The organism is Anoxybacillus sp. FSL W8-0382, assembly GCF_038003845.1.
Classification (GTDB): domain Bacteria; phylum Bacillota; class Bacilli; order Bacillales; family Anoxybacillaceae; genus Anoxybacillus; species Anoxybacillus flavithermus_G.
Window position 1 is genome coordinate 669,663 of record NZ_JBBOPX010000001.1, and the last position, 24,125, is coordinate 693,787.

General features: G+C 42.1%; 19 protein-coding genes and 5 pseudogenes. 22 read left to right on the forward strand and 2 right to left on the reverse strand.

Translation table 11 applies throughout. The annotated features are described in order from the left end of the window. The first annotated feature begins 159 nt into the window (after positions 1-159). The 7 genes and pseudogenes from tnpC (at position 160) to NSS60_RS03590 (ending at position 7,858) form a co-directional block, all read left to right on the forward strand. The gene (gene tnpC, locus NSS60_RS03560) at positions 160-1,608 is read left to right on the forward strand and encodes an IS66 family transposase (RefSeq protein ID WP_340720647.1); all 1,449 of its coding nucleotides are present in this window, start codon (positions 160-162) and stop codon (positions 1,606-1,608) included. 73 nt (positions 1,609-1,681) lie between these two features. Continuing rightward, positions 1,682-1,792: pseudogene (locus NSS60_RS03565) on the forward strand (DNA-binding response regulator); the annotation flags it as partial. Between the two features lie 171 nt (positions 1,793-1,963). Then, on the forward strand, positions 1,964-2,362 hold the full coding sequence (locus tag NSS60_RS03570; protein ID WP_004889120.1) for a hypothetical protein: 399 nt from the start codon (positions 1,964-1,966) through the stop codon (positions 2,360-2,362). A 234-nt stretch (positions 2,363-2,596) separates the two neighbouring features. Beyond that, a pseudogene (locus tag NSS60_RS03575) lies at positions 2,597-3,750 on the forward strand (IS110 family transposase). A 437-nt stretch (positions 3,751-4,187) separates the two neighbouring features. Next, a complete protein-coding gene (locus NSS60_RS03580; protein ID WP_340720648.1) occupies positions 4,188-5,498 on the forward strand; it encodes an ABC transporter substrate-binding protein in 1,311 nt (436 codons plus the stop codon). A gap of 46 nt (positions 5,499-5,544) precedes the next feature. Next, positions 5,545-6,918 carry an IS1380 family transposase gene (locus NSS60_RS03585; protein ID WP_088223330.1) on the forward strand — a complete coding sequence of 458 codons (1,374 nt, stop codon included), beginning with the start codon at positions 5,545-5,547 and terminating at the stop codon, positions 6,916-6,918. Between the two features lie 457 nt (positions 6,919-7,375). Continuing rightward, a complete protein-coding gene (locus NSS60_RS03590) occupies positions 7,376-7,858 on the forward strand; it encodes a VanZ family protein (RefSeq protein WP_231106971.1) in 483 nt (160 codons plus the stop codon). A 196-nt stretch (positions 7,859-8,054) separates the two neighbouring features. Here NSS60_RS03590 and NSS60_RS03595 read toward each other — a convergent pair. Then, positions 8,055-8,252 (reverse strand): annotated as a pseudogene (locus tag NSS60_RS03595) (IS701 family transposase); the annotation flags it as partial. A 9-nt stretch (positions 8,253-8,261) separates the two neighbouring features. Between NSS60_RS03595 and NSS60_RS14965 the strand changes: the two are divergent. Together NSS60_RS14965 and NSS60_RS03600 are read left to right on the forward strand one after the other, a co-directional pair. Then, entirely contained in the window at positions 8,262-8,711 is a 450-nt protein-coding gene (locus tag NSS60_RS14965; protein WP_004889125.1) for a hypothetical protein, read from the forward strand. A 162-nt stretch (positions 8,712-8,873) separates the two neighbouring features. Continuing rightward, positions 8,874-9,035, forward strand: coding sequence for a hypothetical protein (locus tag NSS60_RS03600; RefSeq protein WP_164875862.1), 162 nt, complete (start codon positions 8,874-8,876; stop codon positions 9,033-9,035). Positions 9,036-9,286: 251 nt separating this feature from the next. Here NSS60_RS03600 and NSS60_RS03605 read toward each other — a convergent pair whose 3' ends face one another. Then, positions 9,287-9,847, reverse strand: coding sequence for a Uma2 family endonuclease (locus tag NSS60_RS03605; protein ID WP_004889126.1), 561 nt, complete (start codon positions 9,845-9,847; stop codon positions 9,287-9,289). A 124-nt stretch (positions 9,848-9,971) separates the two neighbouring features. Between NSS60_RS03605 and NSS60_RS03610 the strand changes: the two genes are divergently transcribed. The 13 genes and pseudogenes from NSS60_RS03610 to NSS60_RS03670 all read left to right on the forward strand — a co-directional run bounded on the left by NSS60_RS03610 (position 9,972) and on the right by NSS60_RS03670 (position 24,096). Further along, positions 9,972-10,418, forward strand: coding sequence for a MarR family winged helix-turn-helix transcriptional regulator (locus tag NSS60_RS03610; protein ID WP_004889127.1), 447 nt, complete (start codon positions 9,972-9,974; stop codon positions 10,416-10,418). Then, positions 10,415-13,537 (forward strand): MMPL/RND family transporter, encoded by a 3,123-nt coding sequence (locus tag NSS60_RS03615; protein WP_340720649.1) that lies wholly within the window; start codon positions 10,415-10,417, stop codon positions 13,535-13,537. Before NSS60_RS03610 ends, NSS60_RS03615 begins: the two co-directional genes overlap by 4 nt. Positions 13,538-13,612: 75 nt before the next feature. Next, positions 13,613-13,834 (forward strand): hypothetical protein, encoded by a 222-nt coding sequence (locus tag NSS60_RS03620; protein WP_194947686.1) that lies wholly within the window; start codon positions 13,613-13,615, stop codon positions 13,832-13,834. Further along, positions 13,821-14,375 (forward strand): DUF6036 family nucleotidyltransferase, encoded by a 555-nt coding sequence (locus NSS60_RS03625; RefSeq protein WP_064221054.1) that lies wholly within the window; start codon positions 13,821-13,823, stop codon positions 14,373-14,375. The genes NSS60_RS03620 and NSS60_RS03625 overlap by 14 nt, the downstream gene beginning before the upstream one ends. Before the next feature lie 120 nt (positions 14,376-14,495). Next, positions 14,496-14,771: a cell division protein ZapA gene (gene zapA / locus NSS60_RS03630; protein ID WP_004889131.1), complete on the forward strand. Its 276-nt coding sequence runs from the start codon at positions 14,496-14,498 to the stop codon at positions 14,769-14,771. Positions 14,772-14,819: 48 nt separating this feature from the next. Beyond that, entirely contained in the window at positions 14,820-15,359 is a 540-nt protein-coding gene (locus NSS60_RS03635) for a CvpA family protein (protein ID WP_004889132.1), read from the forward strand. A 49-nt stretch (positions 15,360-15,408) separates the two neighbouring features. After that, complete coding sequence (gene polX, locus NSS60_RS03640) at positions 15,409-17,118, forward strand: DNA polymerase/3'-5' exonuclease PolX (RefSeq protein WP_004889134.1); 1,710 nt, start codon at positions 15,409-15,411, stop codon at positions 17,116-17,118. 19 nt (positions 17,119-17,137) lie between these two features. Then, positions 17,138-19,483 (forward strand): endonuclease MutS2, encoded by a 2,346-nt coding sequence (locus tag NSS60_RS03645; RefSeq protein ID WP_004889136.1) that lies wholly within the window; start codon positions 17,138-17,140, stop codon positions 19,481-19,483. 11 nt (positions 19,484-19,494) lie between these two features. Further along, a complete protein-coding gene (locus tag NSS60_RS03650; RefSeq protein ID WP_064214126.1) occupies positions 19,495-19,902 on the forward strand; it encodes a DUF350 domain-containing protein in 408 nt (135 codons plus the stop codon). A gap of 191 nt (positions 19,903-20,093) precedes the next feature. After that, positions 20,094-21,383 (forward strand): annotated as a pseudogene (locus tag NSS60_RS03655) (AMP-binding protein); the annotation flags it as partial. 158 nt (positions 21,384-21,541) lie between these two features. After that, positions 21,542-22,891 carry an ISLre2 family transposase gene (locus tag NSS60_RS03660; protein ID WP_088223306.1) on the forward strand — a complete coding sequence of 450 codons (1,350 nt, stop codon included), beginning with the start codon at positions 21,542-21,544 and terminating at the stop codon, positions 22,889-22,891. Positions 22,892-23,019: 128 nt separating this feature from the next. After that, a pseudogene (locus NSS60_RS03665) lies at positions 23,020-23,418 on the forward strand (AMP-binding enzyme); the annotation flags it as partial. Positions 23,419-23,514: 96 nt separating this feature from the next. Continuing rightward, a complete protein-coding gene (locus tag NSS60_RS03670; RefSeq protein ID WP_004889140.1) occupies positions 23,515-24,096 on the forward strand; it encodes a TetR/AcrR family transcriptional regulator in 582 nt (193 codons plus the stop codon). Positions 24,097-24,125: the final 29 nt, after the last annotated feature.

Consider the following 24,125-nt stretch of genomic DNA (forward strand, 5'->3'; position numbering starts at 1 on the left):
AATTTGCTCATCTACAGTAATAAAGATATTGCTAAAAAATATCATATTAGTCAACGGACAGTGGAAAGGTAACTATTCAGCCACATCATAAAGTGAGCTGAATATTTTCTTCTTTCCTTGTCTATGATGTGAATACTGATAGACAAGGAGGTGAATCGCATGTTGACGGTACAACAAGCTGTATTTACAGTTGAAAGCTTAATCGGCAAAGTTCAACAACAAAAACAGCTCATTCATCAACTCGTTCAAGAAAATGAACATTTGCGTCACGAAAACAAACAACTACGCAAAGAAAATGAACAACTGAAGTACCGTGTTCAAGAGCTGGAAGCACGCACGAAAAAAAACAGCTCTAATAGCCATTTGCCCCCATCTTCTGACCGTTTTGCCAACACACGTTCTTCTCGTCAACCATCTGGCAACAAGCCAGGCGGACAAGAAGGACATCAAGGAACGACGCTCCGTCAAGTGGAACATCCACATCATCGTGTCGTCCACCGTGTGCATACGTGTCAAGGATGTGGGGTTTCTTTGCGTGACGTCAAACCGTTCAAAGTCGATATCCGTCAAGTGTTTGATGTCCCTCCTGTGGCGATCGAGGTGACACAACATGAACGTGAAGTGAAATCGTGTCCGCATTGTCGATGCGTGCAACAAGCCGAATTCCCATCCCATGTCACGAATCATGTGCAATACGGTCCACGCCTTACTGCGCTCGTTGTTTATTTACATCATATCCAATTGATCCCGTACAAGCGTTTAAGTGATACAATCGAAGCGTTATATCAACACTCGATTAGTACGGGAACTCTTGCCAATATGGTGAAACGAGGACGCGAAGCGCTGGAATCAAATATGGACGTCATCGAAGACGCCTTACTTGAATCCAACATCCTGCATGTCGATGAAACGAGTTTGCGCATCAATGGAAAACTCGCATGGGTGCATGTCGCGTGTACATCGAAATATACGTACTTGGCTCCTCACGTTTCTCATGGAAAGAAAGCGACCGATGACATCGGGATTCTTCCGCGATATCAAGGGACGATGATGCACGATGGGTTCGTTACGTATACGAAATACACACAAGCCATCCATGCCCTTTGTCACGCCCATCATTTGCGTGAATTGAAGGGTTTCATCGAACAAGGGCATATATGGGCATCGCGCATGACGACGTTTCTGTTAGCCGCCAAACAGGCCGTCGAAGCTCATCACGGTGCGCTTTCCGAAGAAGAAGCGAAACGATGGGAACGAGTGTATGATCGCATCCTAGAAAGAGCACAACACCGATTGGAAACGGCGACGCCTCTTCCGAAAAAAGCACTCGCTTTTGTTCGACGGCTTCAGAAACGAAAGGAAGAAGCGTTGCGTTTCTTACGTGAAGTGCATGTTCCCTTTGACAACAACCAAGCCGAACGCGATCTTCGCATGGTCAAAGTGAAAGAGAACATTTCGGGTACATTTCGCGAAGAAACATTCGCCCAGTCTTTTTGTATCACAAGAAGTATCGTTTCCACACTGACGAAACACGAAAAAAACGTGTGGGATTCGTTATGTCTTCTGTTGACAGGCGACACGCTCGATCGTGTTCTTTCTACCACTTAGGGCATTTTCTATTACGGGGATGCCCTATTTGTGTTGCGCTTCTTTACATACTACTATCGGGGTGAATAGTTACGTGGAAAGACGCTTGTCACGCATCTTCATAAAGTTGCATGTATCTTCCCGAATAGAAGCGGTGGAAAAAGCAAAAAAATTAGGGCTCATTCCAGAGCATCATATGTTGTGAATGCCTTCACCGGATCGGTGAGGGCATTTTCTTTTTGAAGTCCGCCATTTCGTGTCGGTATCCGACAAAAAAATGGCGGGGTTCGACACCATGTTGGCGGTGAAAGGGGGGGAAGTGGAGGTATAATCAGGTTGAATAGGAAAAATATTTGTAAGGGAGGAGAAATCCAAGATGAAAAAAGTCAAAAAGTTTTTAGCTGGAGGAGCATTAAGTTGCGCACTCTTAATGGGAAGTGTAAGTCTAGTAGATGCTGCTACTTACAATTATGCCTCTAACTACTTTGATTATGGGGTTTATCTTGGTGGTGGATACGGACAAACATTTGAACTTGATGGCAAAGCAAGATTTATTGGAACTCAAGCTCCGTATTATAGTAACAGTGCTTGCGGAGTCGGTTATCAAATTCGTTCAACAGACGGAACCGTTTTAAAAGTAAGTTGGAAGTATGGGGCTGGTTCTATTGATACAGGAAATGACTTGAATGGTTATAATGGGAAAAAGAAAGCGTATTTAAGAAATGCATATAACGAGAGTACTCCTCAAACAGCCTCTGGAAAGTTTTATTATTAAATATTTTTTGCTTTTGCGGAGCCTATGTTTTATATGAATAGTTTGGAAATAAAGGGGCATGATCTCTGACTAGAAAGATAGATTAAGTACTAGCTACTATGAATTGAGATCATGTCCCTTTCTTTTAGGAGCATTCCTGTTAGAAAGGTTTTCAGGGACTTGAAAGAAAAAAGCCCCTTAATATAAATGTAGGGGTACACCAAACACCAACATCAGACCAAGGAAGACTACGAGATGAATTGTACACAAAATCGCAAAATTGAACAAGTGACAGAACAAATTTTAGTAATTGGAATGGATATTGCCAAACACAAACACTACGCAGCGATGGTGGATGAACGAGGAAGAGAACTGAAAAAGCCGTTTCCTGTGTTCCAATCGCGAATTGGATTCGAACAATTCTACGTGTCGATTGAAGAAGCAAAAGAGAATTTGGCAAGACGGAGATCATCGTCGGTATGGAACCGACCGGGCATAACTGGTTGCACCTCGCCTATTTCCTCGAGGAAAGATCCCATTGGTGATGGTCAACCTGATGCACGTCAAACGGTCGAAAGAGCTCGACGACAACTTACCAAACGAAGCACGATGCCAAAGATGCCCTCGTTATCGCCAGACTAATCAAAGATGGATGCTTTAGCTATCTCCGCATTTTCCAAGAGGTGAAAGTGGAATTACGGACAGGAAGCACGTTTCGAGAGTCGCTGTTCAAGGAACGGAATATCATCTACAATCAAATGATTCATTGGCTCGATCGCTATTTTCCTGAGTTTGTACAGGTGTTCCCGTCGTTTGGCAAAATGGTATTAGCGATATTAGAGAACACGCCATTTCCGGTAGATATCGCTGATCAGACGGTCGAAGGGTTCATGGAGCGGTATCGTCAAAGAGAAGGACTCAAATGTCCGCAAAAACCGAAAATTCAAAAGCTGATAGAGGTTTCACACTATGCGATTGGGATCACGGAAGGAAAACCGATGGCTCGTATCGAAATCGCCACGCTCGTCCGCCGGTATCGCCAATTGGAACAAGAGATCACTGCTTTGACCGAAGAGTTGACGGCCCTTGTGCAAACGACCGTCGAATACGAATGGCTCTAAACGATTCCGGGACTAGGAGAGGCGACGATCATGGAGCTGTTATCGGAAATCGGAAGGACAGAAGCGAATCTCGAAACGAGGACGAAAATGGCTGCGCCCCCTTCTCTTTCGGATGATGATGCCATTGATTTGCTTATAACGAAGCGTTCCGGGCCTCACACCAGTACTATATGATACGCCCCATCAACCCGTTGCGTAAGAAGCAATCGATCGTGGTGTTATGCAGTAAAGCTATGGAAGGTTCTATACGCGGTTTGCGTGAAACAGCAAGCGTTTAATGGGGAATGAATGATGCGAGATATCTTTTCTCCACTCCAAGCCTAGGCAGCCTAGAGCCGCCTCCTTTCGTGAAAAGAACGGTCTGAACAACCGGGTGGATGACACGGAGAAGCTGGCACACGATTTCATATTCGACTTTGAGTTCCTATAGGATCTTAGTCGGCCTCTGCCTGGTGAAGAGACCGAACGAAGGAATGTTGGCGCGTGGATGCCCAGAGACATGGGAGGGTTTGTACTCATCAGAAACGCAGCGATCCAAGGTGTAACGTATACATATAAACCTACAAAATATCTATAAGCGAACACGAAGCGCACCATAGACGGTTAGATATCAACAAAAATGAAAATGTGTGTATGGGTTTTTGTCGGAAAAAATTTTTTTGACACCCCCTGAGACGCCAAGAAACCTTGATATATGAACATTGCTAGAGGGAGTGAGAAAATATATGAGAGTATATTATATTTTCTTAGCATTATTCACGACCTTCTTTCTCGTTTCTTGTTCAAGGCAAGAAGAGCATGTAAAAATGGCAATATTCTTAAAAAGTGATTGGGATAAGTATGAAGTGTTTGCTAAGGAGTTTGAAAAAGCAAAAGGCATCAAAATTCAACTTGATTATATTTGGGATGATACTATTAAACATGATTATAAGCACCTTTGGTCTAAAATACATAGCGCTATTGAAAAAAAACTTAAGGACCAAGAGATTGATTTAATTGCAGGGGTGCCAACCTCTTATTTTGAAAAATTGATTAAAAAAAATCTGTTAGCTGAATTGGATACATTTATGGTTGGACAGAGTGGAATAGATGTTAAAAATTTATACAGTCCGGTTTTAGATATTGCCAAAAAGGCTGGGAATGGACATTACTATTTTCTTTCCCCAACTTTTTCTACAAAGCTATTAGTTGTTAATCTTGACATTTTCAAGACTTTGAAGGTGCCTATTCCAGAAGAAACAGTATCTTGGGGAGAATTGGAATATATAGCTGAAAAAATTAATCGGAAGAACCTAAATCCACATAACAGAAAAATTTATGCTATCTCATTTGGTCCTGGAGGAGAAGAAGGATTATTTATGGACTTTCAACTTCTAACCACTCCACTTGAGCTTCCACTTCAGGAGAAGGAAGAGATCTATAACCATCCGTCTTGGGGGAAATGGTTTAAATGGTTTATAACAATGCATCAAAAATATGGAGTACGTAATATGGCTGAAGACAGAGCTTTTTTTACAGGTAAAGTGGCAATGAGAATCACTTATCCTCACGAACTTCAATGGTTGTATAAAAAAGCAAGGGCAGATCTAGGACTAGGATTTAATCCAGCTAAGTTCGAATTTAGAATTTATCCAGCTCCTTATTATAGTAATAAACCAGAAGTTGCTAGTATTGAAGTTCATAATATCGCATTATCTAATCAATCTGAGAAAAAGAATTTGGCTTGGGAAGTTATAAGATATGCTATGGGAAAGGACTATGCTTTATCAATAATCTATAATGGGGGAAATACATTTGGTGGAAATTTTCCTGCATACTATGATTCAGACACTATTCGTGCCTATGAAAACTTATATCCAGGAATAGATGTAAAAAATGTATTTTATTATGGAAAACAAGGACCTTATATTAAAGAATCAATGACTCTGGAACAACTCTCTATTTTCCACGAACTAGAAAGGGAATATTTTCCTATTATACTAAATCCTGAATCCGTGACAAAACATCTTTACAATGGTCGCAAACCGTTGATATGATAAGGGAAAACGACGTTGACGATTCTTCATCAAGTAGGTGAATGTGATGAAAGATTTCCCGATTCGGTTTGTATTGACAGATGAAGCGATTACTCCAAGTGCTGGGCTTGCTCTCGTGGGCTACTTACTGCACCAAACGAAGCTGGATAAACGAGTAAACGCCCTTCGGCTCCCAACGGTTCGTCGAGATGTGCACATTTCCCATAGCGATGTCATTCGCTCGATGATTGGCTTGCTTGCCACAGGAAAAACGGATTTCGATCATATCGAAGCGTATCGTCAGGACGATATCTTTTCGGCATCGATGGGGATTCAGCACGTGCCTTCCTCCCCAACGTTGCGACAGCGTCTCGATCAGCTCGCTTGTCTTCCGATGACCGAAGCAATCATTTGGGAGGAATCGATGCGTCTGTTGGTTCGACAACACGCTACCTTGTCCCCTTGTTGGGCGAAAGGGAAAACGACATGGCTTCCCCTTGATATAGATGCTTCCCCATTTGACAACTCCGATACGAAGAAAGAAGGAGTGAGTCGAACGTATAAAGGATTTGACGGTTTTACGCCGTTGTTTGCGTACGCAGGGAAGGAAGGGTATATCGTTCATGCCGAGCTGCGTCCAGGGAAACAACATGTACAAGACAACATGCCTTCGTTTTTAACTACCGCTATCCGTCGAGCTCGTCCGCTGACCTCGTCTCGTCTGCTTGTCCGCATGGATGCAGGAAACGATGCGGAAGCGAATGTGCACGTATGTCTAAAGGAAGACGTGGACTTTGTCATCAAGCGAAACTTACGCCGAGAATCGAAAGCGCTTTGGTTCCAGATCGCTTCGCAAAAGGGCAGACGCGTCGATGATGGACAAACAGAAGGAGTACAAACGTATGAGTTATGCCTTCCACAGACAGCAGCAATCGATGGACACACGTATACGTACGTTCAAGTCACCCAAGTGACGGAACGAACGATGGAACGAAATGGACAGCTGATGCTCGTTCCTGATTACGAAGTCGAAAGCTACTGGGTGCGCCTCGAAGGATACGAGCATGTTCGAATGAGTGATGTGCTCGCATTGTATCACGATCATGCGACATGCGAACAGTTTCATAGCGAACTGAAAAGCGACTTAGATTTAGAGCGACTTCCATCAGGGAAGATGAAAACGAATGCGCTCGTGTTAGTCATGGGAGCATTCGTGTACAACCTTCTTCGCCTGATTGGACAAGATCTATTAAGCGATCCGAGACATCCATTACATCATAAAGTGAAACGCCGCCGCATCAAGACGATCATTCAGACGGTGATCACGATGGCAGGTCGACTCGTCCGCCGATCACGACAGATCTGGATGAAACTGACGCGAAGGAGTGGCTATAGCGAGCCCCTACTGAACATTTACATAAAATGGAGAGAAGGAGCATAACGAACGATTGTTCGCAATTCTGTACTCATCCTAACCCTCTGTCCTTTTTTGTTTTTTCTTTGGTTTATATACCTAAAAAAGATATTTATTTCATTTCTGAGAGTGAAGATGACATCTGTTTTAAACATAAAAAGGGAATGGTGGATCACACATCCATAAAACCAGCAAAAAAGTCAAAGTCGATGTCAATCCATCACGGATTCAGGTAAATAAAAATATTTCAGTCGAAGACGGTTACAAGGAACTAAAAAGGGAATACAAGCAAAGAATAAAGGAGCTGAAGCGGTAAATGATTCGAAAAACCATCACGATTATTCCTTTTGTCATGGTAGCTTGTCTCAAGACTTGGGATCATGTCTATGGAAATTTTCCTGGCATATCGGTTTGGATTGTGTTCATTCATATTTGTCTCAATCTATTGCCCATCTTTGTGTTTGTATGCTGGAGTGTGTCCAAAGTGCGGCAATGGATTGGGTTGAATATGGTGATTCACGCTTGCTTTTATGTTTACTTGTTTTTTGTTTTGTATTATACGGTTTTATATATTCCTTATTGGCGCTTTATGACCCAACCAGTGCTGCCGCCAGAGGAACAGGTGTTTCCCCATTATAATTTAATCCCGTTTAAAACGATTTTGGAAACAAGTATTACTCCTGTGAATATTTGGGGAAACATCTTTCTGTTGCTTCCGTTGGGCATCTTTGTTCCTTTGATTCATCCCTATTTTGCACGTATCAAACCGTTTCTTCTCCTTGCCTTGCTGGTTTCGAGCGGTATTGAATCCGTTCAATTTATGACAGCGTTGATGGATGGAAAATTTGCTGAATACCCTAGTGAAAGAAGCCTCGATGTTGATGATATCATTTTGAACATGAGTGGAGCCGTTATCGGTTTTGGTCTGTACAAATTACGAGGGCGAATGAAAAGCTTGATTTCTTGATCACACTGCTTGCCATCTGACCGTTGATTGCATACATGCAGTCATCAGAAATTCAACGTTGTTTGGGGGATGTCAATGATCACTTTCTTTATAAATGAAGTCAACTGTAGTTGAGTATTTTTTATAATAATAACTGTAGTTGAGCGATTTTTGTTACAATAATTACTATTTAAAAAAGGAACAAACAGGGCACCCCTTATGCAACGTGGATCTGTTTTTTCACGGTATCAAGGGGAATATTTTGTTTCGCTGCGCTGTAAATGAACTCCACGAGGCAATGTCCTTTTCGCTTGCGCAGGAGATCGAGCCCATCCGAAACATTGCTGTTCGACTTGAACATGCTGTACACATACGCAAGTTGTACCAAGATCCAATACCGTTTCACCGCCCGTCTGTTCTTATTTTGGATGAACCAACAAACGGACTGGACCCGGCCGGCATTCGTGAAATTCGCGACTATTTGCGCAAGCTAGCAAGGGAGGAAAGATTGGCAGTCGTCGTATCGAGCCATCTTCTATCAGAAATGGAGATGATGTGCGACCGCTTTGTGATCATTCAGCATGGCAAGCTTGTGACGATCGAATCGGTACAAGAGCTGTCGCAACAAACGGAGAAGGTGCTGTTTATCGTCGGGCCGAAGGAGAAGGCGGCGCAAATGGTGAAAGCGCACGATCCGCATCTCGATGTTCGCCTCGTCGAACAAGGATTGGAAGTGACGCTCGATTATAAAGATATTCCTCGGCTAAATGCTATGCTTGTCGCGGAAGGAATCAACGTATACGGCATTCATGTGCTCGCGAAATCGTTGGAAGAAAGATTTCTAGAAATGACGGGAGGAAACGAAATTGCCTAATCTTTTTTCGCTCGGTAGTGTCAAAAAATCTATGAAAAGACCTTTTTACATTCCTTTTTAAGGTATTTAAAAAGGGTGATGGCATCGGATTCGCCCTTGACCAACACTCTCCAAAGGGGAGGAACGGTCAATAAGGGCATGGAGGGGAAGGGAGGAAGCCGAATGAATCGATATCAGAAAATTGCCATAGGAGTAATGTTGTTCGTGCCGTTGATTTTCTTAGTCATTTCCTTATTGACAAACAGGTGGGGATTTTTCCTTTGGAGTTTGGCACCAAGCTTTACTGTGGGGATGACGGGATTTTTCGTAGCGAAAGATAAATAACACGCATATGTTGTACACCTAGCTCCCTTGTCCATTTTCATAATATTAAGATTTTTTAACACCTCAAACCATATCAATGGAAGAGATTAATTCTCAACTAGCACTACGAGTTGGTTATCAAATTTTTAAAGCTCGTTCTGTTTTTAATGCGGTGACATGGTGGATGTTCCAAAAACGCGACGTCGCGGCTTAAATGATAAAAAGAAAAAGGCTGCCCAATTCGCTTGTTATGCGGTTATTGGCAGCCTTTTTTATTGAAAAAATAATTGCTTCGCTTCGAGAGAAAAGTTTGTAAATATAAAGGACGTGATTGTGTCGTTTTCTCCAAATGCCTCTCTTTTTTTAAAAAAACCATCCTCTAATCCAAATACTTCAACTGTTCTATACAAAGGATCAACAATCCAATATTCTTGCACGTTAAACTGCTCGTATAGCTTAAATTTTTCATTTCGGTCTTTTAAAGCTGTAGATGGAGAAAGAACTTCGACAATGAGTGTCGGTGCGCCTAAACAGCCGTTTGTTGTTAAGCTGTTTTTGTTGCAAATAACAGAAATATCTGGTTGTACGACATGTTTTGCATACGTGTAGTCGTCGCTTTCGGAGAGACGAACATCAAACGGAGCTATGGCAACGTAGCAATTTTTATTTTGAAAATGCGAACGAAACGCAAACGATAGTTCCATGACAGCAAATTGATGCTCCCATGTTGGTGAAGGGCTCGTGTTGTAAGCTTTCCCGTCAATGAGCTCCCAACGCCCGTCCCATTGAACATAATCGGCATACGTATACAGTTTGGATGATTGTGGATTCATCGCGTATCCCTCACTTTTTTCAATATTATACCACACATCACTTCGTCATTGACCATTTCGTGTTTCATCGTTATATTGTTAAATAGTTAAACAATTGAACTATATGGATGGGAGGCATTGACCGATGGAGCGAAGCATACAACAATTTATTGAGCGATATTTATCCGTTTCGTTTCTTGTCAATAAACGAGGGGCTGCGTTGATGAAGTGTGAATTAGACGATATTACGCACGATCAATATTATGTATTGCGCTACATATATAAGCGTGGGGTGTGCACATCGACGGAATTGGCGGACGTGTTTGCGGTAAATAAAAGTGCGATTACGGCGATGACAAACCGTCTTGTTGAAAAAGGAATGATTGCACGTGGCAAAGATGAAGACGATCGTCGCGTCATTTCTCTTACACTGACAGAAAAAGGAAAGATGTGGCTCGTTGAAACAGAACGAAAAGTATATGAACTTGTTGAAACAATGATGACAAAGCTTTCACATGAAGAAATTGAACAGTTTATTCAAACGTATGAGAAGCTAGCAATGATTTTACAAGAAATGGAGGAGAAAAAATGAAAACGATTATTCGCGGAAAATGGGTCGTTTTACTCGCGTGGGTTGTCGCCACTGTCGTGCTCGTTATGACTGCTCCGAATGTGGCACAACTTGTGCGTGAAAAAGGGCAAATTACCGTCCCAGACGGCTATTCGTCTTCGCTTGCTAGCGAGTTATTAAAAGAAGTACAAAAGCAAGAAAATAAGGAAGGGGAAATGAGCGCCGTCCTCGTCTTTCATCGCAAAGAAAGATTGCAAGAAAAGGATTGGAATGAAATTGAGAAGGCTATTGAACAACTACAAGCGAAAAAAGAATCGCTCGGTTTAATACAAATTGTTTCGCCACTTGATGACAGCTCGCTCAAAGAAAAGCTCGTTTCAAAAGATGAAACAACGGTACTCATTTCGCTTCAATTAGAACGAAACAAACGCACCGCAAAAGAAATAAGCACAGCGCTTTATGATGTGATCGAGAATATTGATGTACCGCACTATTATACAGGCAGTTGGATGATCGATGAAGATGTCGTACAAAGTTCACAAGAAGGATTGAAAAAAACAGAAGGCATTACGGTCGTGTTTATTTTAATTGTTTTATTTCTTGTATTTCGTTCGCTCGTTGCTCCGTTTGTGCCGTTGCTGACGGTTGGATTGACGTATATCGTATCGCAATCTGTTGTTGCTTTTCTTGTCGATCGAGTGGACTTTCCGCTTTCTACGTTTACGCAAACATTTTTAGTTGCCGTTTTGTTCGGGATTGGAACGGATTATTGTATTTTATTGTTAAGCCGCTTTAAAGAAGAATTAGCGAAACGAGAAGACCGAACAGAAGCGATTATCGCGACGTATAAGACGGCTGGAAAGACGGTTATTTTCAGCGGATTGGCGGTCATGATCGGATTTGCGTCCATCGGCTTATCGACGTTTAAACTGTATCAGTCTGCATCAGCCGTAGCGGTCGGTGTCGTTGTGTTGCTTGTCGCGCTTGTTACGCTTGTGCCGTTTTTTATGGCTACACTTGGTGAAAAGCTGTTTTGGCCGATGAAAGGAGCTCTTGAACATAAACCGAGCAAATTATGGGATGTGGCAGGTCGTTTTTCTTTCGCTCGTCCGCTATGGGCGCTTGCAATTGTCGCGATCATCACATTGCCGATTTTATTGACGTACGATGGCAAACTTTCTTTTAATTCGATGGCGGAAATCGGAGATCGTTACGCGTCTGTTAAAGCATTTAACATCATTTCAGCCCACTTTAGTGAAGGGGAAGCGATGCCGACGAAAATCGTCATGAAAAATGATGAAGCGATGGATGATGAACAATATTACTACTTGATTGAAAAAATTAGTCGCGAAGTAGCAAACATTGATGGTGTGAACGCTGTTCGCTCGGTGACGCGTCCGCTTGGAGAGCCGATTGATCAATTGTTTGTGACAAAGCAAGCGGAACAGTTAAAAGATGGACTTGGAAAAGGAGCGGACGGCATCGGACAAATTCGTTCCGGTTTAAGTGAAGCGAGCAGCGAAATGGCAAAGTCAGCTCCGAAGCTAGAGCAAGCGACCGGAGGTATTCGCGAGCTCGTCAACGGAACGTCAAAATTGAAAACGGGAATGACTGATTTACAACAAGCATTGAAGCAGCTCGAAGATGGGGTGCGAAGCGGAGCGATCGGAGCTGCTGATCTTGAAAAAGGATTGCAAACGATACAAACGAATATGAAAAAGCTGCATGATGGAGCGGATGAATTGCGAAAAGGATATGAGCAAGCAACCGGTGGACTGCGTCAATTAAGTGAACGATATGAACAAATTGAAAGTGGATTGCAAGCTATTTCTGAACAGTTGCCGCTTCTTTCTCAGTCGTTGAATCGTATTGAAGAGCGTCATACGGGCTTGCGTGAAGATGCGGAGTATGCACATGTAAAGCAAGCTGTTCAACAGATGAGCGCACAAATGAATACGTTATCTGATGCACTTGTTCAAGTGAACGACGCGTTACAAAATGTTCAACGTGGTTTACAACAAGCAAATGAATCATTTGCGACAATAACAAACGGACAGCAAGCGCTTATTACTGGAATGGATGAAGTGATCTCTGGACTTGGAAAGCTTCGTTCTGGATTAGAGCAAGCAGCGGATGGTCAAGGGCAAATTGTTCAACGATTGCCAGAAGTGACAAACGGGCTAGCGAAAGTAAACGACGGACAACAGCAATTGCTTACAGGTTTTTCGCAACTCAATGGTCAAATGGATCAACTCATTTCAGGACTAAATCAAAGCGTCGATGGATTGCGACAAGTGGAAAATGGATTACAGTCCGCAAAACAGTACGTTTCTGACTTAGCGAATGCGCCAGATGAAGAAATGGCGGGATGGTATATGCCGCCACAATTGTTGACGAGCGAGGAATTTGCGCAAGCGAAGGAAGCATATATGTCGAAAGACGGAAAAGTCGTGACGTTCGATGTTGTCTTTTCATCCAACCCGTATGAAACGACGACGATGAAAAAAATCGCAGAAGTGAAAGAAGCGATTGGTCGGGCGGTGAATGGCACAAAACTTGAGCATGCGAAAGTAGGCGTTGGAGGCGTGACGAGCATTTATTCCGATTTGCGCGACATTTCTGCTGCTGATTATGCTCGAACATCTATATTTATGCTTGCGGGCATTGCGGTCATTTTAATCATCCTTCTTCGCTCGTTTATTATGCCAGTATATTTAATGTTATCCCTAATTTTAACATATTATACATCGATGGCGTTTACTGAACTTGTGTTTGTCGATGTGCTCGGATACGAAGGGATAAACTGGGCTGTTCCGTTTTTCGCATTCGTCATTTTAATGGCGCTCGGTATTGACTACAGCATTTTCTTAATGGACCGCTTTAACGAATACCGTGACAAAACCGTTCAAGAAGCGATGCTTGAAGCGATGCGTCATATGGGAACAGTCATCATTTCTGCTGCCATCATTTTAGGTGGAACGTTTGCGGCGATGTATCCATCTGGCGTATTATCGCTATTGCAAATTGCAACGATTATTTTAACAGGGTTATTTTTATACGCCCTTGTCGTTTTGCCATTATTTATTCCGGTGATGGTGAAAACGTTTGGACGGGCGAATTGGTGGCCATTTATGAAGTAAGAGCGGGTGTCGATGCCCGCTCTTTTGTGATATAATGTAAAAAAATAGTTGTTGGAGTGAAACGAAGTGAGAAAAATGAATATGTCTGAACTAAACGATTGGATTTTTTCACGCAAAGGAAGTGTGGAACGAGATATATTAAAAGATGGAAGAGAGCAACATGTACGTTTACGTCCACGCGACAAAGAGGAAATGCGTATATTAGATGAATTATGCATAAAACGATGGAAAAAAGCGGAGCAAGAAGGAAAAATTAAATATTTGAACGAACGAGTGTGGTATTATGAATTCGATTAAAGAGGCGAAAGAAAAACTTCAGTCGCTTCGAACGAAAACATCGTTTGAAAAAATGGTTCAAGTTACAGCCATTTTAACGAAGCTGTTGGAGCCACATCGCATACGTCCGATTATTGTTGGCGGGCTTGCGGTTGAAATATATACGCGTGGCGATTACACGACCGTAGACATCGATTTAATTGTTAGTGATCGTGAAAAAGCGGGACAATTGCTCACTAAACTTGGTTTCACTCCGTCAGGAAGACATTGGTATCATGATGAATTGTTTGTTAGTGTGGAAATCCCAAATGATATGTTAGAAGACGCTGATGATGATAAAGTGATCGAGTTAAGATTAGAGGATGGGTTTTATGTATATGTCATCGGGATTGAAGACATTATATTAGATCGCCTGCGCGCATGTGTCCATTGGAAATCGAAATCCGATTGCGAATGGGCAAAAAGAATGGTTCTTCTTCATAAAGAGCGGCTGGATTGGACATATATGAAACAAGTAGCGAAAAAAGACGGAACGAGCGAACAACTGAAGCAATGGTTTTAGGTAAGAGCGGGATCATGCCCGCTCTTATTTTCGTATATCTTTTCATGTATCTACAAATCATGTTAAGATAAAAGGTAGAATTTTGCCGGAACGGGAGATCGGATGAATGGGGGAAATAATTTGGCGGAGCAGAAAAAAACGCGTATTACGGTAGATATATACGGACAACAATATTCGATCGTCGGAACGGAAAGCTCCAGCCATATTCGGCTTGTTGCTTCCATTGTCGATGACAAAATGCGTGAAATTAGTGCCAAAAATCCGACGCTTGATACGAGTAAACTCGCTGTATTAACGGCAGTCAATATCGTTCATGAATATATTAAACTAAAAGATGAATACGAACGCCTTTTGCGAAAAATGAATAAAGAAAAGGATGATGACAGCGATGAATAAAGAAAAGGATGATGACAGCGATGAATAAAGAAAAGGATGATGACAGCGATGATTGATTTGCTTATTTGTTTCATCCTTCTCATGGGACTGTTGATTGGATTGAAACGAGGATTCATTTTGCAATTTATTCATATGACCGGTTTTTTGATCGCGTTTATTGTTGCATATAACTATTATGATCAACTAGCACCAAGACTAAAATTATGGGTGCCATATCCGAGTTTTGGCGATGGGGAAACGATGAAATTGCTCATTGAAAGCACAAATTTAGATGAAGCGTACTATCGTGCGATTGCGTTTGCTGTTTTATTTTTCGCTGCAAAAATTGTGATGCAAGTGATCGGCTCAATGCTAGACTTCATCGCACAGCTACCCATTTTAAAAAGCGTAAACCGTTGGGCTGGTGGGGCGCTTGGTTTTATAGAAGTGTATTTGCTTTTATTTGTACTTTTATATGTGAGTGCACTTGTTCCTATGTCTATCATTCAACAGCCACTTCACGACTCATTCATCGCAAGTTTAATCGTCAAACATACACCTTTTTTATCAAATTTTGTAAAAAATATACTCGTGCAATATATGGCGTAAAAACTTCTCCGTCCGAGAGAAGTTTTTTCGTCGAAAGGAAGTGAAAGGGATGGAAAAAAATAAAAAAGAGGCGATTCGCCTGCTTGAAACGATCGCTTTATATATGGAAATCAAAGGGGAAAATCCATTTAAAGTATCCGCTTTTCGTAAAGCAGCTTCAGCGCTAGAACGTGATGAACGTGCTTTGACCGACATTGATGATTTTACGTCCATTGCTGGCATCGGAAAAGGAACAGCTGCCGTTTTACAGCAATGGTTGCAGACAGGAACGAGTGATGTGCTTGAACAGTTAAAAAAAGAAATTCCAGCAGGGCTATTTCCACTTTTAAAATTGCCGGGACTTGGCGGCAAAAAAATTGCCAAACTGTATCATGAGCTAGGCGTGACCGATATAGAAACATTAAAAGAAGCATGTTTAGCTCAACGTGTGCGACAATTAAGCGGCTTCGGTGCAAAAACTGAAGAAAATATTTTAGCTGCACTTGCCCACATGAATGCACGCCCTGAACGTTTACCAATTGCGTTTATGTTGGAAGTTGCTTCTGACATCGAGCGTCAGCTAGAAAACTTCGCTGGCATTATTCAGTTTTCACGGGCGGGCAGTTTGCGCCGCGTATGTGAGACGGTGAAAGATTTAGATTTTATTATTGCAACAACAGACGATGCGCTCGTTCGAAAGCAGTTGTTGCAACTTGAGCATATTTATGACGTTGTTGCAAGCGGTGAAACGAAAGTATCGTTGCAATTGCAATACGATTATGTTGTCAATGTCGATTTTCGCCTCGTTTCTCCTGAACATTTTGCTACAACGCTCCATCATTTTACCGGTTCAAAAGAACATAACGTGCGCATGCGTCAGCTCGCAAAAGAACGCGGTGAAAAAATTAGTGAATACGGTGTAGAAAACATTCAGACAGGCGAAGTGAAAACGTTCGCGACAGAAGAGCAATTTTTTGCTCATTTTCATTTGCCGTTCATCCCGCCAGAAATGCGTGAAAGTGGAATAGAAGTCGATGCATATGACGGCACGCCGCTCCTTTCTTTATCTGATATACGCGGCGATTTACATATGCATACGACGTGGAGCGACGGGGCGTTTTCAATTGAGCAAATGGCAGAAGCATGTCGTCAGAAAGGATATCGGTATATTGCGATTACCGATCATTCACAGTTTTTAAAAGTAGCCAATGGACTAACGGTTGAACGATTAAAACGGCAGCAAGAAGAAATTGCCCGCCTAAACGAAAAGTACGACGATTTTCTTATTTTATCTGGCATTGAGATGGATATTTTACCAGATGGAACGTTAGATTTTCCAGATGATGTATTACAAACGGTCGATTTTGTCATTGCGTCGATTCATTCTGCTTTTTCACAACCAGAAGAAGCGATTATGAAACGTCTAAAAGAAGCACTTATGAATCCATACGTTCATATGATCGCTCATCCGACAGGAAGATTAATTGGGGAGCGAAGCGGATACGCTGTAAATATAGACGAATTGTTGCAGCTTGCGAAAGAAACAAACACGGTGCTAGAACTGAATGCGAATCCACACCGTCTCGATTTAACGTATGCCTATTTACAAAAAGCACAGCAGCTTGGTGTGAAAATAGCGATTAATACAGACGCACACAACGTTCGTATGCTTGATGATATGAAGCTCGGGGTTGCGTTTGCTCGAAAAGGTTGGATTCGAAAAGAAACGGTCATCAACACATGGGAGATCGAACAACTTATCTCTTTTTTGCGAAAATAAACAGCTGGAGGGTTACTTAGTGCACGCAAAAACATTACACATTCTTGAGTTTGATAAAGTGAAAGCACAGCTTGCGGAATATGTATCTTCCTCGTTAGGAAAAGAAAAAGTCGTAGCGCTTATGCCATCATCACATGTAGAAGAAGTGGTGCGCTGGCAAGAAGAAACGGACGAAGCAGCAACGGTTCTTCGCTTACGTGGTCACGTCCCACTTGGTGGTATATTTGACGTACGGATGCAAACGAAACGTGCAAGCATCGGAGGAACGCTTAGCCCACATGAATTGCTTGATATCGCAAGTACGATGCGAGCAGCAAGACAACTGAAAAAATTTTTAGAAGCAACAGAGGCAGATCTTCCGCACATGATCGCATATGCGGCGCAAATCGTTCCTTTGCCTGAACTTGAACAACGTATATATCATTGTATTGATGAAAGCGGAGATGTGCTTGATGGAGCGAGCGACCGCCTGCGTTCATTGCGCCAACAGTTGCGCACGATTGAAGGACGAGTGCGCGATAAGTTAGAGAGTATTATTCGTTCATCATCAGCGCAAAAAACATTGTCAGATGCAATCATTACGATTCGTAACGATCGGTACGTCATCCCAGTGAAACAAGAATATCGCCATACGTATGGCGGCATTGTACACGATCAGTCTTCATCTGGGGCTACGTTATTTATCGAGCCGCAGTCGGTTGTCGAATTAAACAACGAGCTCCAACAATTGCGTGTGAAAGAAAAACAAGAAATTGAACGTATTTTAAGCGAATTATCTGCCTCCGTGGGTGAGCAGGCGACAACAATTATTGAGAACGTCGAGTTGCTTGCGCAGCTTGACTTTTTGTTTGCAAAGGCGAAATACGCAAAAGCGATTAAAGCAACAAAACCAGCTATCAATGAACGTGGATATATCCGTCTCATACAAGCACGTCATCCGCTTATTCCATCGGACGAAGTCGTTCCAAACGATATTGAACTAGGGAGCAACTATACGACGATGGTGATCACAGGACCGAACACAGGGGGAAAAACAGTCACGTTAAAGACAATCGGCTTGTTCACCGTTATGGCGCAAGCAGGATTGCAAGTGCCGGCGTTAGATGGATCACAATTAGCTGTATTTCGCGCGGTGTATGCTGATATTGGCGATGAACAGTCAATTGAACAAAGTTTAAGTACGTTCTCGTCTCATATGGTAAATATTGTTGACATTTTAAAACAAGTGGACGAGCATAGCCTTGTTTTATTTGATGAGCTTGGAGCAGGAACGGATCCACAAGAAGGTGCAGCATTAGCAATTGCCATTTTAGATGAAGTGCACAATCGCGGTGCGCGAGTTGTAGCAACGACGCATTATCCGGAATTAAAAGCGTACGGATACAATCGTCGTGGCGTCATGAATGCAAGTGTCGAATTTGACATCGAAACGTTAAGTCCAACGTATAAACTATTGATCGGTATTCCAGGACGAAGCAATGCGCTTGATATTTCTCGTCGCCTCGGCTTAGACGAGCATATTATTGCGCGTGCCCGTACGTACATTAGCGCGGAAAGCAATGAAGTTGAAAATATGATTGCTTCATTAGAACAAAGTAAAAAGCGCGCGGAAGAAGAATGGGAGAAGGCTGAGCGGCTCCGCCACGAAGCAGAACAATTGAGAAATGAACTAGAAAGGCAGTGGAACGAGCTGAATGAACAGCGCGATCGCTTGTTGGAAAAAGCGAAAGAGCAAGCTGAAGAAATTGTAAAAAAAGCGATGAAAACAGCGGACGAAGTCATTCAACATTTGCGCGATATGCAAAAACAACAAGCGGCTGCCATTAAAGAGCACGAGTTGATTGAAGCACGAAAAAAACTGGAAGAAGCAATACCGCAAATCAATACGAAAAAGAAAAAGCGAGCGCAGCAGACAAAACAGCCTTTACATCCGGGTGATGAAGTGAAAGTCGTTCATCTCAATCAAAAAGGACAGCTTATCGAGAAAGTATCAGACAAAGAATGGCTTGTGCAAATCGGCATTTTAAAAATGAAAGTGCACGAAGAAAACTTACAGTATGTAAGCAGCCCAGCACCGATTGAAACAAAGCCAATTGCGACCGTAAAAGGACGCGACTATCACGTTCCACTAGAATTAGATTTGCGTGGTGAGCGATATGAAGATGCGTTGCTTCGCGTCGAAAAATATATTGACGATGCGGTGTTGGCAGGATATCCGCGCGTGTCTATCATTCATGGAAAGGGAACAGGCGCGCTTCGGAAAGGGGTACAACAATATTTACAAAACCATCGCTCAGTAAAAAGCATTCGTTTTGGTGAGGCGACTGAAGGGGGAACAGGCGTCACCATTGTCGAATTAAAATGACAGGAGGAACTATGAGCGCTTTTTGGGAAAATGAGATCATTTATATTGCGGCTAATTTTAGCGTGGTGATTTTATGTTTAGTTTTATTTTTAGCGATTTTTGAACTTGTGACGAAATATAAAAATTGGGAAGAAATCAAAAAAGGAAATATGGCAGTAGCGATGGCAACCGGGGGGAAAATATTTGGTATTGCAAATATTTTCCGTTACGCGATTGACCATCACGATTCACTGTTAACGATGATCGGTTGGGGCGTTTATGGATTTGTTTTATTGTTAATCGGTTATTTTATTTATGAATTTTTAACGCCAAAGTTCAACATTGACGACGAAATTGCCAACGATAATCGCGCGGTAGGATTTATTTCTATGGTCATTTCTATCGGCTTGTCGTTTGTCATCGGAGCAAGTATAAGGTGAGAGGAGAAACAGATGGAAACGTTAGCGAAAGTATTGCTCGTATTGTGCGGTGTATTTTTGCTTATTGGTGTCATATATCTCACGTTTTTTGCATAAAAGGGTGTCAGCAGGCACCTTTTTTATTTTTTAATACAAAAATTTCTGAAAATATTATAAAATATAAATAATCTTATAACAAAGGGGGAAACGAAATGGAGAAGCCATGGCTAGCGTTATATCCTCAGCAAGTTCCTCATTCAATTGATTATCCGCGCAAGCCGTTGCAACAATTTTTGCAAGAAGCAGCGGAGCAGTTTCCGCAAAAAACAGCTATTCACTTTTTGGGGAAGGAGCTGACATATAAAGAAATATACGAGCAAGCGATCAAGCTAGCCTCATATTTGCAACAGCTCGGGTTACAAAAAGGCGATCGCGTATCGATTATGTTGCCGAATTGTCCACAAGCGGTCATTAGCTACTACGCTGTTTTATTTGCAGGTGGTATTGTCGTACAAACAAACCCATTGTATACTGAACGAGAGTTAGAATATCAGTTAAATGATAGCGGTGCGAAAGTCATTATTGCCCTTGATTTACTTTATCCAAGAATTACAAAAGTGAAAGCGCATACAAAAATTGAACATGTGATCATTACAAGTATAAAAGATTATTTACCGTTTCCGAAAAATGTGTTATATCCATTTGTACAAAAGAAACAAACAGGGATGATTGTACGCGTCAAACATGAAGGAGATTGCCACTTATTCACAAAAGCCTTATCGCTTGCGAGTGGGAAAGTGAAAGAGACGGATGTGGATCCGATAGAAGACATTGCCCTCCTCCAATATACTGGCGGAACGACCGGATTTCCAAAAGCTGCTATGTTAACACATTACAACTTAACAGCAAACACGTTTATGTGCACGAAATGGATGTATAAATGTGAACGCGGAAATGAATCGATTCTTGGTGTACTTCCGTTTTTCCACGTATACGGGATGACGGCTGTCATGAACTTATCCATTATGGAAAGATATAAAATGATTTTATTACCGAAGTTTGATGTCGAAACGACGTTAAAAACAATTGAAAAACAACGACCAACGCTATTTCCAGGCGCTCCAACGATTTATATTGCGCTGCTCAACCACCCGAATTTAAAAAAATATGATTTATCGTCAATTAAAATATGTATTAGCGGTTCAGCTCCGCTTCCAGTTGAAGTGCAAGAACAATTTGAAACAGTAACAGGTGGGAAGATTGTTGAAGGTTACGGCTTAACCGAAGCATCCCCTGTGACGCATTCCAACTTTATTTGGGACGGAAAACGAATCAAAGGAAGTATCGGTGTGCCTTGGCCAGACACAGAGGCGATGATCGTCTCGTTAGAAACGGGAGAGAAAGCAAACATAAATGAAATTGGTGAAATCGTTGTACGTGGTCCACAAGTAATGAAAGGATATTGGAATCGACCAGAAGAAACAGCAGCGACACTTCGTGAGTATGAGTAAAATGTTTGTGGGAGAAAAAAAGACAGGTTCCTGATTTGGTATAATAAGGAACCTGTCAGATATGTAAGCAAAATAGATGAAAAACGGGCTCTCCTCCTGGTAAGGTAGTAAGTGCGAAAAAAATACAACCAAAGAAAGGAGTGGAGCCCATGCAGGATTATATCACAAACGGCTTGACATTAAAAGAGATCGAACAGTCTTTATTTAGACATATGCAAAAACAATATGGTCATCTCCTTCAACAGGTGTTGGAGGAGATCGACCGCACATTGGCAGAACAGCGGGACAAGAAACGATATGCGCTCAAAGATAAGCGGACGATCCGACTCCAAACGCTATTTGGAGAGGTGGAAGTGAAGCGAAACTACTACTTTGACCGTGAAAAAAAGGTGTATACGTCTTTACTCGATGTCTTTCTCCAGTTCGATGGGGCGCATGGAGTGAGTCCGCTATTAGAGGAGACAGCGATTCATCTCGCCGTGACGGGTTCTTCGTATCGACAGGCTGCGCAGTCGCTTGAAAAGCTGGTGGGGTATGCATGTATGAGTCACGAAACGATTCGCCAGTCCATCATCGAGGCAGAGGTGGAAGGGCACCGTGCGATGGAGAAAAAAGGGCGCGTGTTTTTTATCGAAGCAGACGGGTTGTACGTGAAACGTCAACGAAGCCGCATCAAAGGAAAAGAAGAAAAGATCATCACGATTCACCAAGGATGGGAGAAAAACGGGAAACGCGTATCCTTAGTGAATCGACGGTATATGGTTCATCAAACGAATGAACCGATTTGGGAAGCTGTAGAGAATTTTCTGATGAAGGAATACAGCTATGATCCGTTTGAGGATTGGGTGGTCATCAATGGAGATGGAGCCCCATGGATTACAGCGTGTCGAGAATATTTCGGGGACAGGGGGTACTTTCAGCTTGATCGGTTCCATGTGGCAAGAGAGATTCGTCAATTGTTCCGAGGTCATGCGAGATATCGGGTGATTCGAAAGAAGTTAGCATCATGGGATGAAGAAGGTGTGTTACGAGAACTCACAAGTGCCATCGGTACGTTAGAACATGAGGAGAAGGAAAAGCAACTCGAGGCGCTTGTTCGTCGAATCGAGGAGATGCCAGGATGTTTGCGTGACTATCGCGTATGGTTGAAGGAAAAAGGGATTGACACGACAAACATGAGGGCGATGGGGAGTGCGGAAGGAACGATGCATGTGTTTGCGAAACGAAGTAAAAACGGTCGAAGTTGGAGGGATGCAGGGATTGAAGCGATGTTGCGAGCGATCGTCGCGATAAAAGATACGTTACTCATTCGGACACGCGATGGAGTGATGTATGGCGTGGAAGAACGAGAAGAAACGAAACGAGAAACGATCGTGAAAAAGGCACTGAAGCGCGTGCAAACGCAAATGACAGAAGTGGTACGAGATAACATCCCATACCTTCGCCAATCTTCAGGGACACCGATTTACGAGGCATTGCAAGCATTGAAAGGTTTTTAAAACGAGAGAAAACGCACATACCTACAGGATGAGAGTAAGTAAAAGCGCTTACATATAACGATTTTATAAAACCATATATAACCAAAAAAATCGGTCGAGAAAAAAATCTCCCACAAAGTCTTGACTCAAACCTTCGTGACGGTTGGTTGTATACGGGCGATTTAGGGTATATGAATGAAGAAGGTTATTTCTTTGTCGTCGACCGAAAAAAAGATATGATTATCGCAAGCGGTTATAACGTATATCCACGCGAAGTAGAAGAAGTGTTGTATGAGCATCCGAAAGTGCAAGAAGCAGTCGTCATTGGTGTACCAGATGCTTATCGTGGCGAGACGGTGAAAGCGTTTATTGTGCTCAAAGAAGGAGAACAGTGTACAGAAGAAGAACTTGACCAATTTATGAGAAGTAAATTAGCTGCTTATAAAGTGCCGCGCATTTATGAATTTAGAAAAGAATTGCCAAAAACAGCAGTTGGTAAAATATTGCGCCGTGCGCTTGTGGAAGAAGAAAAAGAAAAACAAAAATGAGCGGCGATTGTTTTTACTTGACACGCTTTTGGCCTCTCTTTAAAATAAAAATATGAATGATTATTCATTCATATTTTTGAAAGGGAGAATGCAAAGTTGAAACGCGACAAACCGAAGTTTAAACAAATTATTGATGCAGCTGTGATTGTCATTGCTGAAAACGGCTACCATCAAGCGCAAGTATCGAAAATTGCGAAACAAGCCGGTGTAGCGGATGGGACGATCTATTTGTATTTTAAAAATAAAGAGGATATTTTAATTTCATTGTTTCAAGAAAAAATGGGCTACTTCATCGAAAAAATTGAAGAAGAAATAGAAGGGATTTCGAGTCCGTCGGAGAAGTTATTTTTGTTGATTCAAAAACATTTTCAAATGTTAGCGGCGGATCCGCATTTAGCAATTGTGACCCAATTGGAACTTCGCCAATCGAATAAATCGTTACGTCTGAAAATTAATGAAATTTTGAAAGGATACTTAAAAGTTGTCGATCGCATTGTGCAAGAAGGAATTGACAAAGGGGAATTTCGTTCAGATTTAGATGTGCGTCTCACTCGTCAAATGATTTTTGGAACGATTGACGAAATGGTGACAACATGGGTCATGAATGAGCAAAAATATGATCTCGTTGCATTAGCGAAACCGGTTCATCAATTGTTAACGAAAGGTTGTTGTGTGTAAACACGACAACCTTCCGATATACACGAAGG

Excerpts from the sequence above, each read along its gene's own strand:
- NSS60_RS03620 (WP_194947686.1), top strand. The coding sequence starts at position 13,613 with ATGAATATGTCTGAACTAAACGATTGGATTTTTTCACGCAAAGGAAGT.
- NSS60_RS03625 (WP_064221054.1), top strand. The coding sequence starts at position 13,821 with ATGAATTCGATTAAAGAGGCGAAAGAAAAACTTCAGTCGCTTCGAACG.
- NSS60_RS03570 (WP_004889120.1), top strand. The coding sequence starts at position 1,964 with ATGAAAAAAGTCAAAAAGTTTTTAGCTGGAGGAGCATTAAGTTGCGCA.
- NSS60_RS03600 (WP_164875862.1), top strand. The coding sequence starts at position 8,874 with ATGAATCGATATCAGAAAATTGCCATAGGAGTAATGTTGTTCGTGCCG.
- NSS60_RS03650 (WP_064214126.1), top strand. The coding sequence starts at position 19,495 with ATGAGCGCTTTTTGGGAAAATGAGATCATTTATATTGCGGCTAATTTT.
- NSS60_RS03585 (WP_088223330.1), top strand. The coding sequence starts at position 5,545 with ATGAAAGATTTCCCGATTCGGTTTGTATTGACAGATGAAGCGATTACT.
- NSS60_RS03660 (WP_088223306.1), top strand. The coding sequence starts at position 21,542 with ATGCAGGATTATATCACAAACGGCTTGACATTAAAAGAGATCGAACAG.
- NSS60_RS03610 (WP_004889127.1), top strand. The coding sequence starts at position 9,972 with ATGGAGCGAAGCATACAACAATTTATTGAGCGATATTTATCCGTTTCG.
- NSS60_RS03580 (WP_340720648.1), top strand. The coding sequence starts at position 4,188 with ATGAGAGTATATTATATTTTCTTAGCATTATTCACGACCTTCTTTCTC.
- NSS60_RS03605 (WP_004889126.1), bottom strand. The coding sequence starts at position 9,847 with ATGAATCCACAATCATCCAAACTGTATACGTATGCCGATTATGTTCAA.
- tnpC (WP_340720647.1), top strand. The coding sequence starts at position 160 with ATGTTGACGGTACAACAAGCTGTATTTACAGTTGAAAGCTTAATCGGC.
- NSS60_RS03615 (WP_340720649.1), top strand. The coding sequence starts at position 10,415 with ATGAAAACGATTATTCGCGGAAAATGGGTCGTTTTACTCGCGTGGGTT.
- NSS60_RS03635 (WP_004889132.1), top strand. The coding sequence starts at position 14,820 with ATGATTGATTTGCTTATTTGTTTCATCCTTCTCATGGGACTGTTGATT.
- polX (WP_004889134.1), top strand. The coding sequence starts at position 15,409 with ATGGAAAAAAATAAAAAAGAGGCGATTCGCCTGCTTGAAACGATCGCT.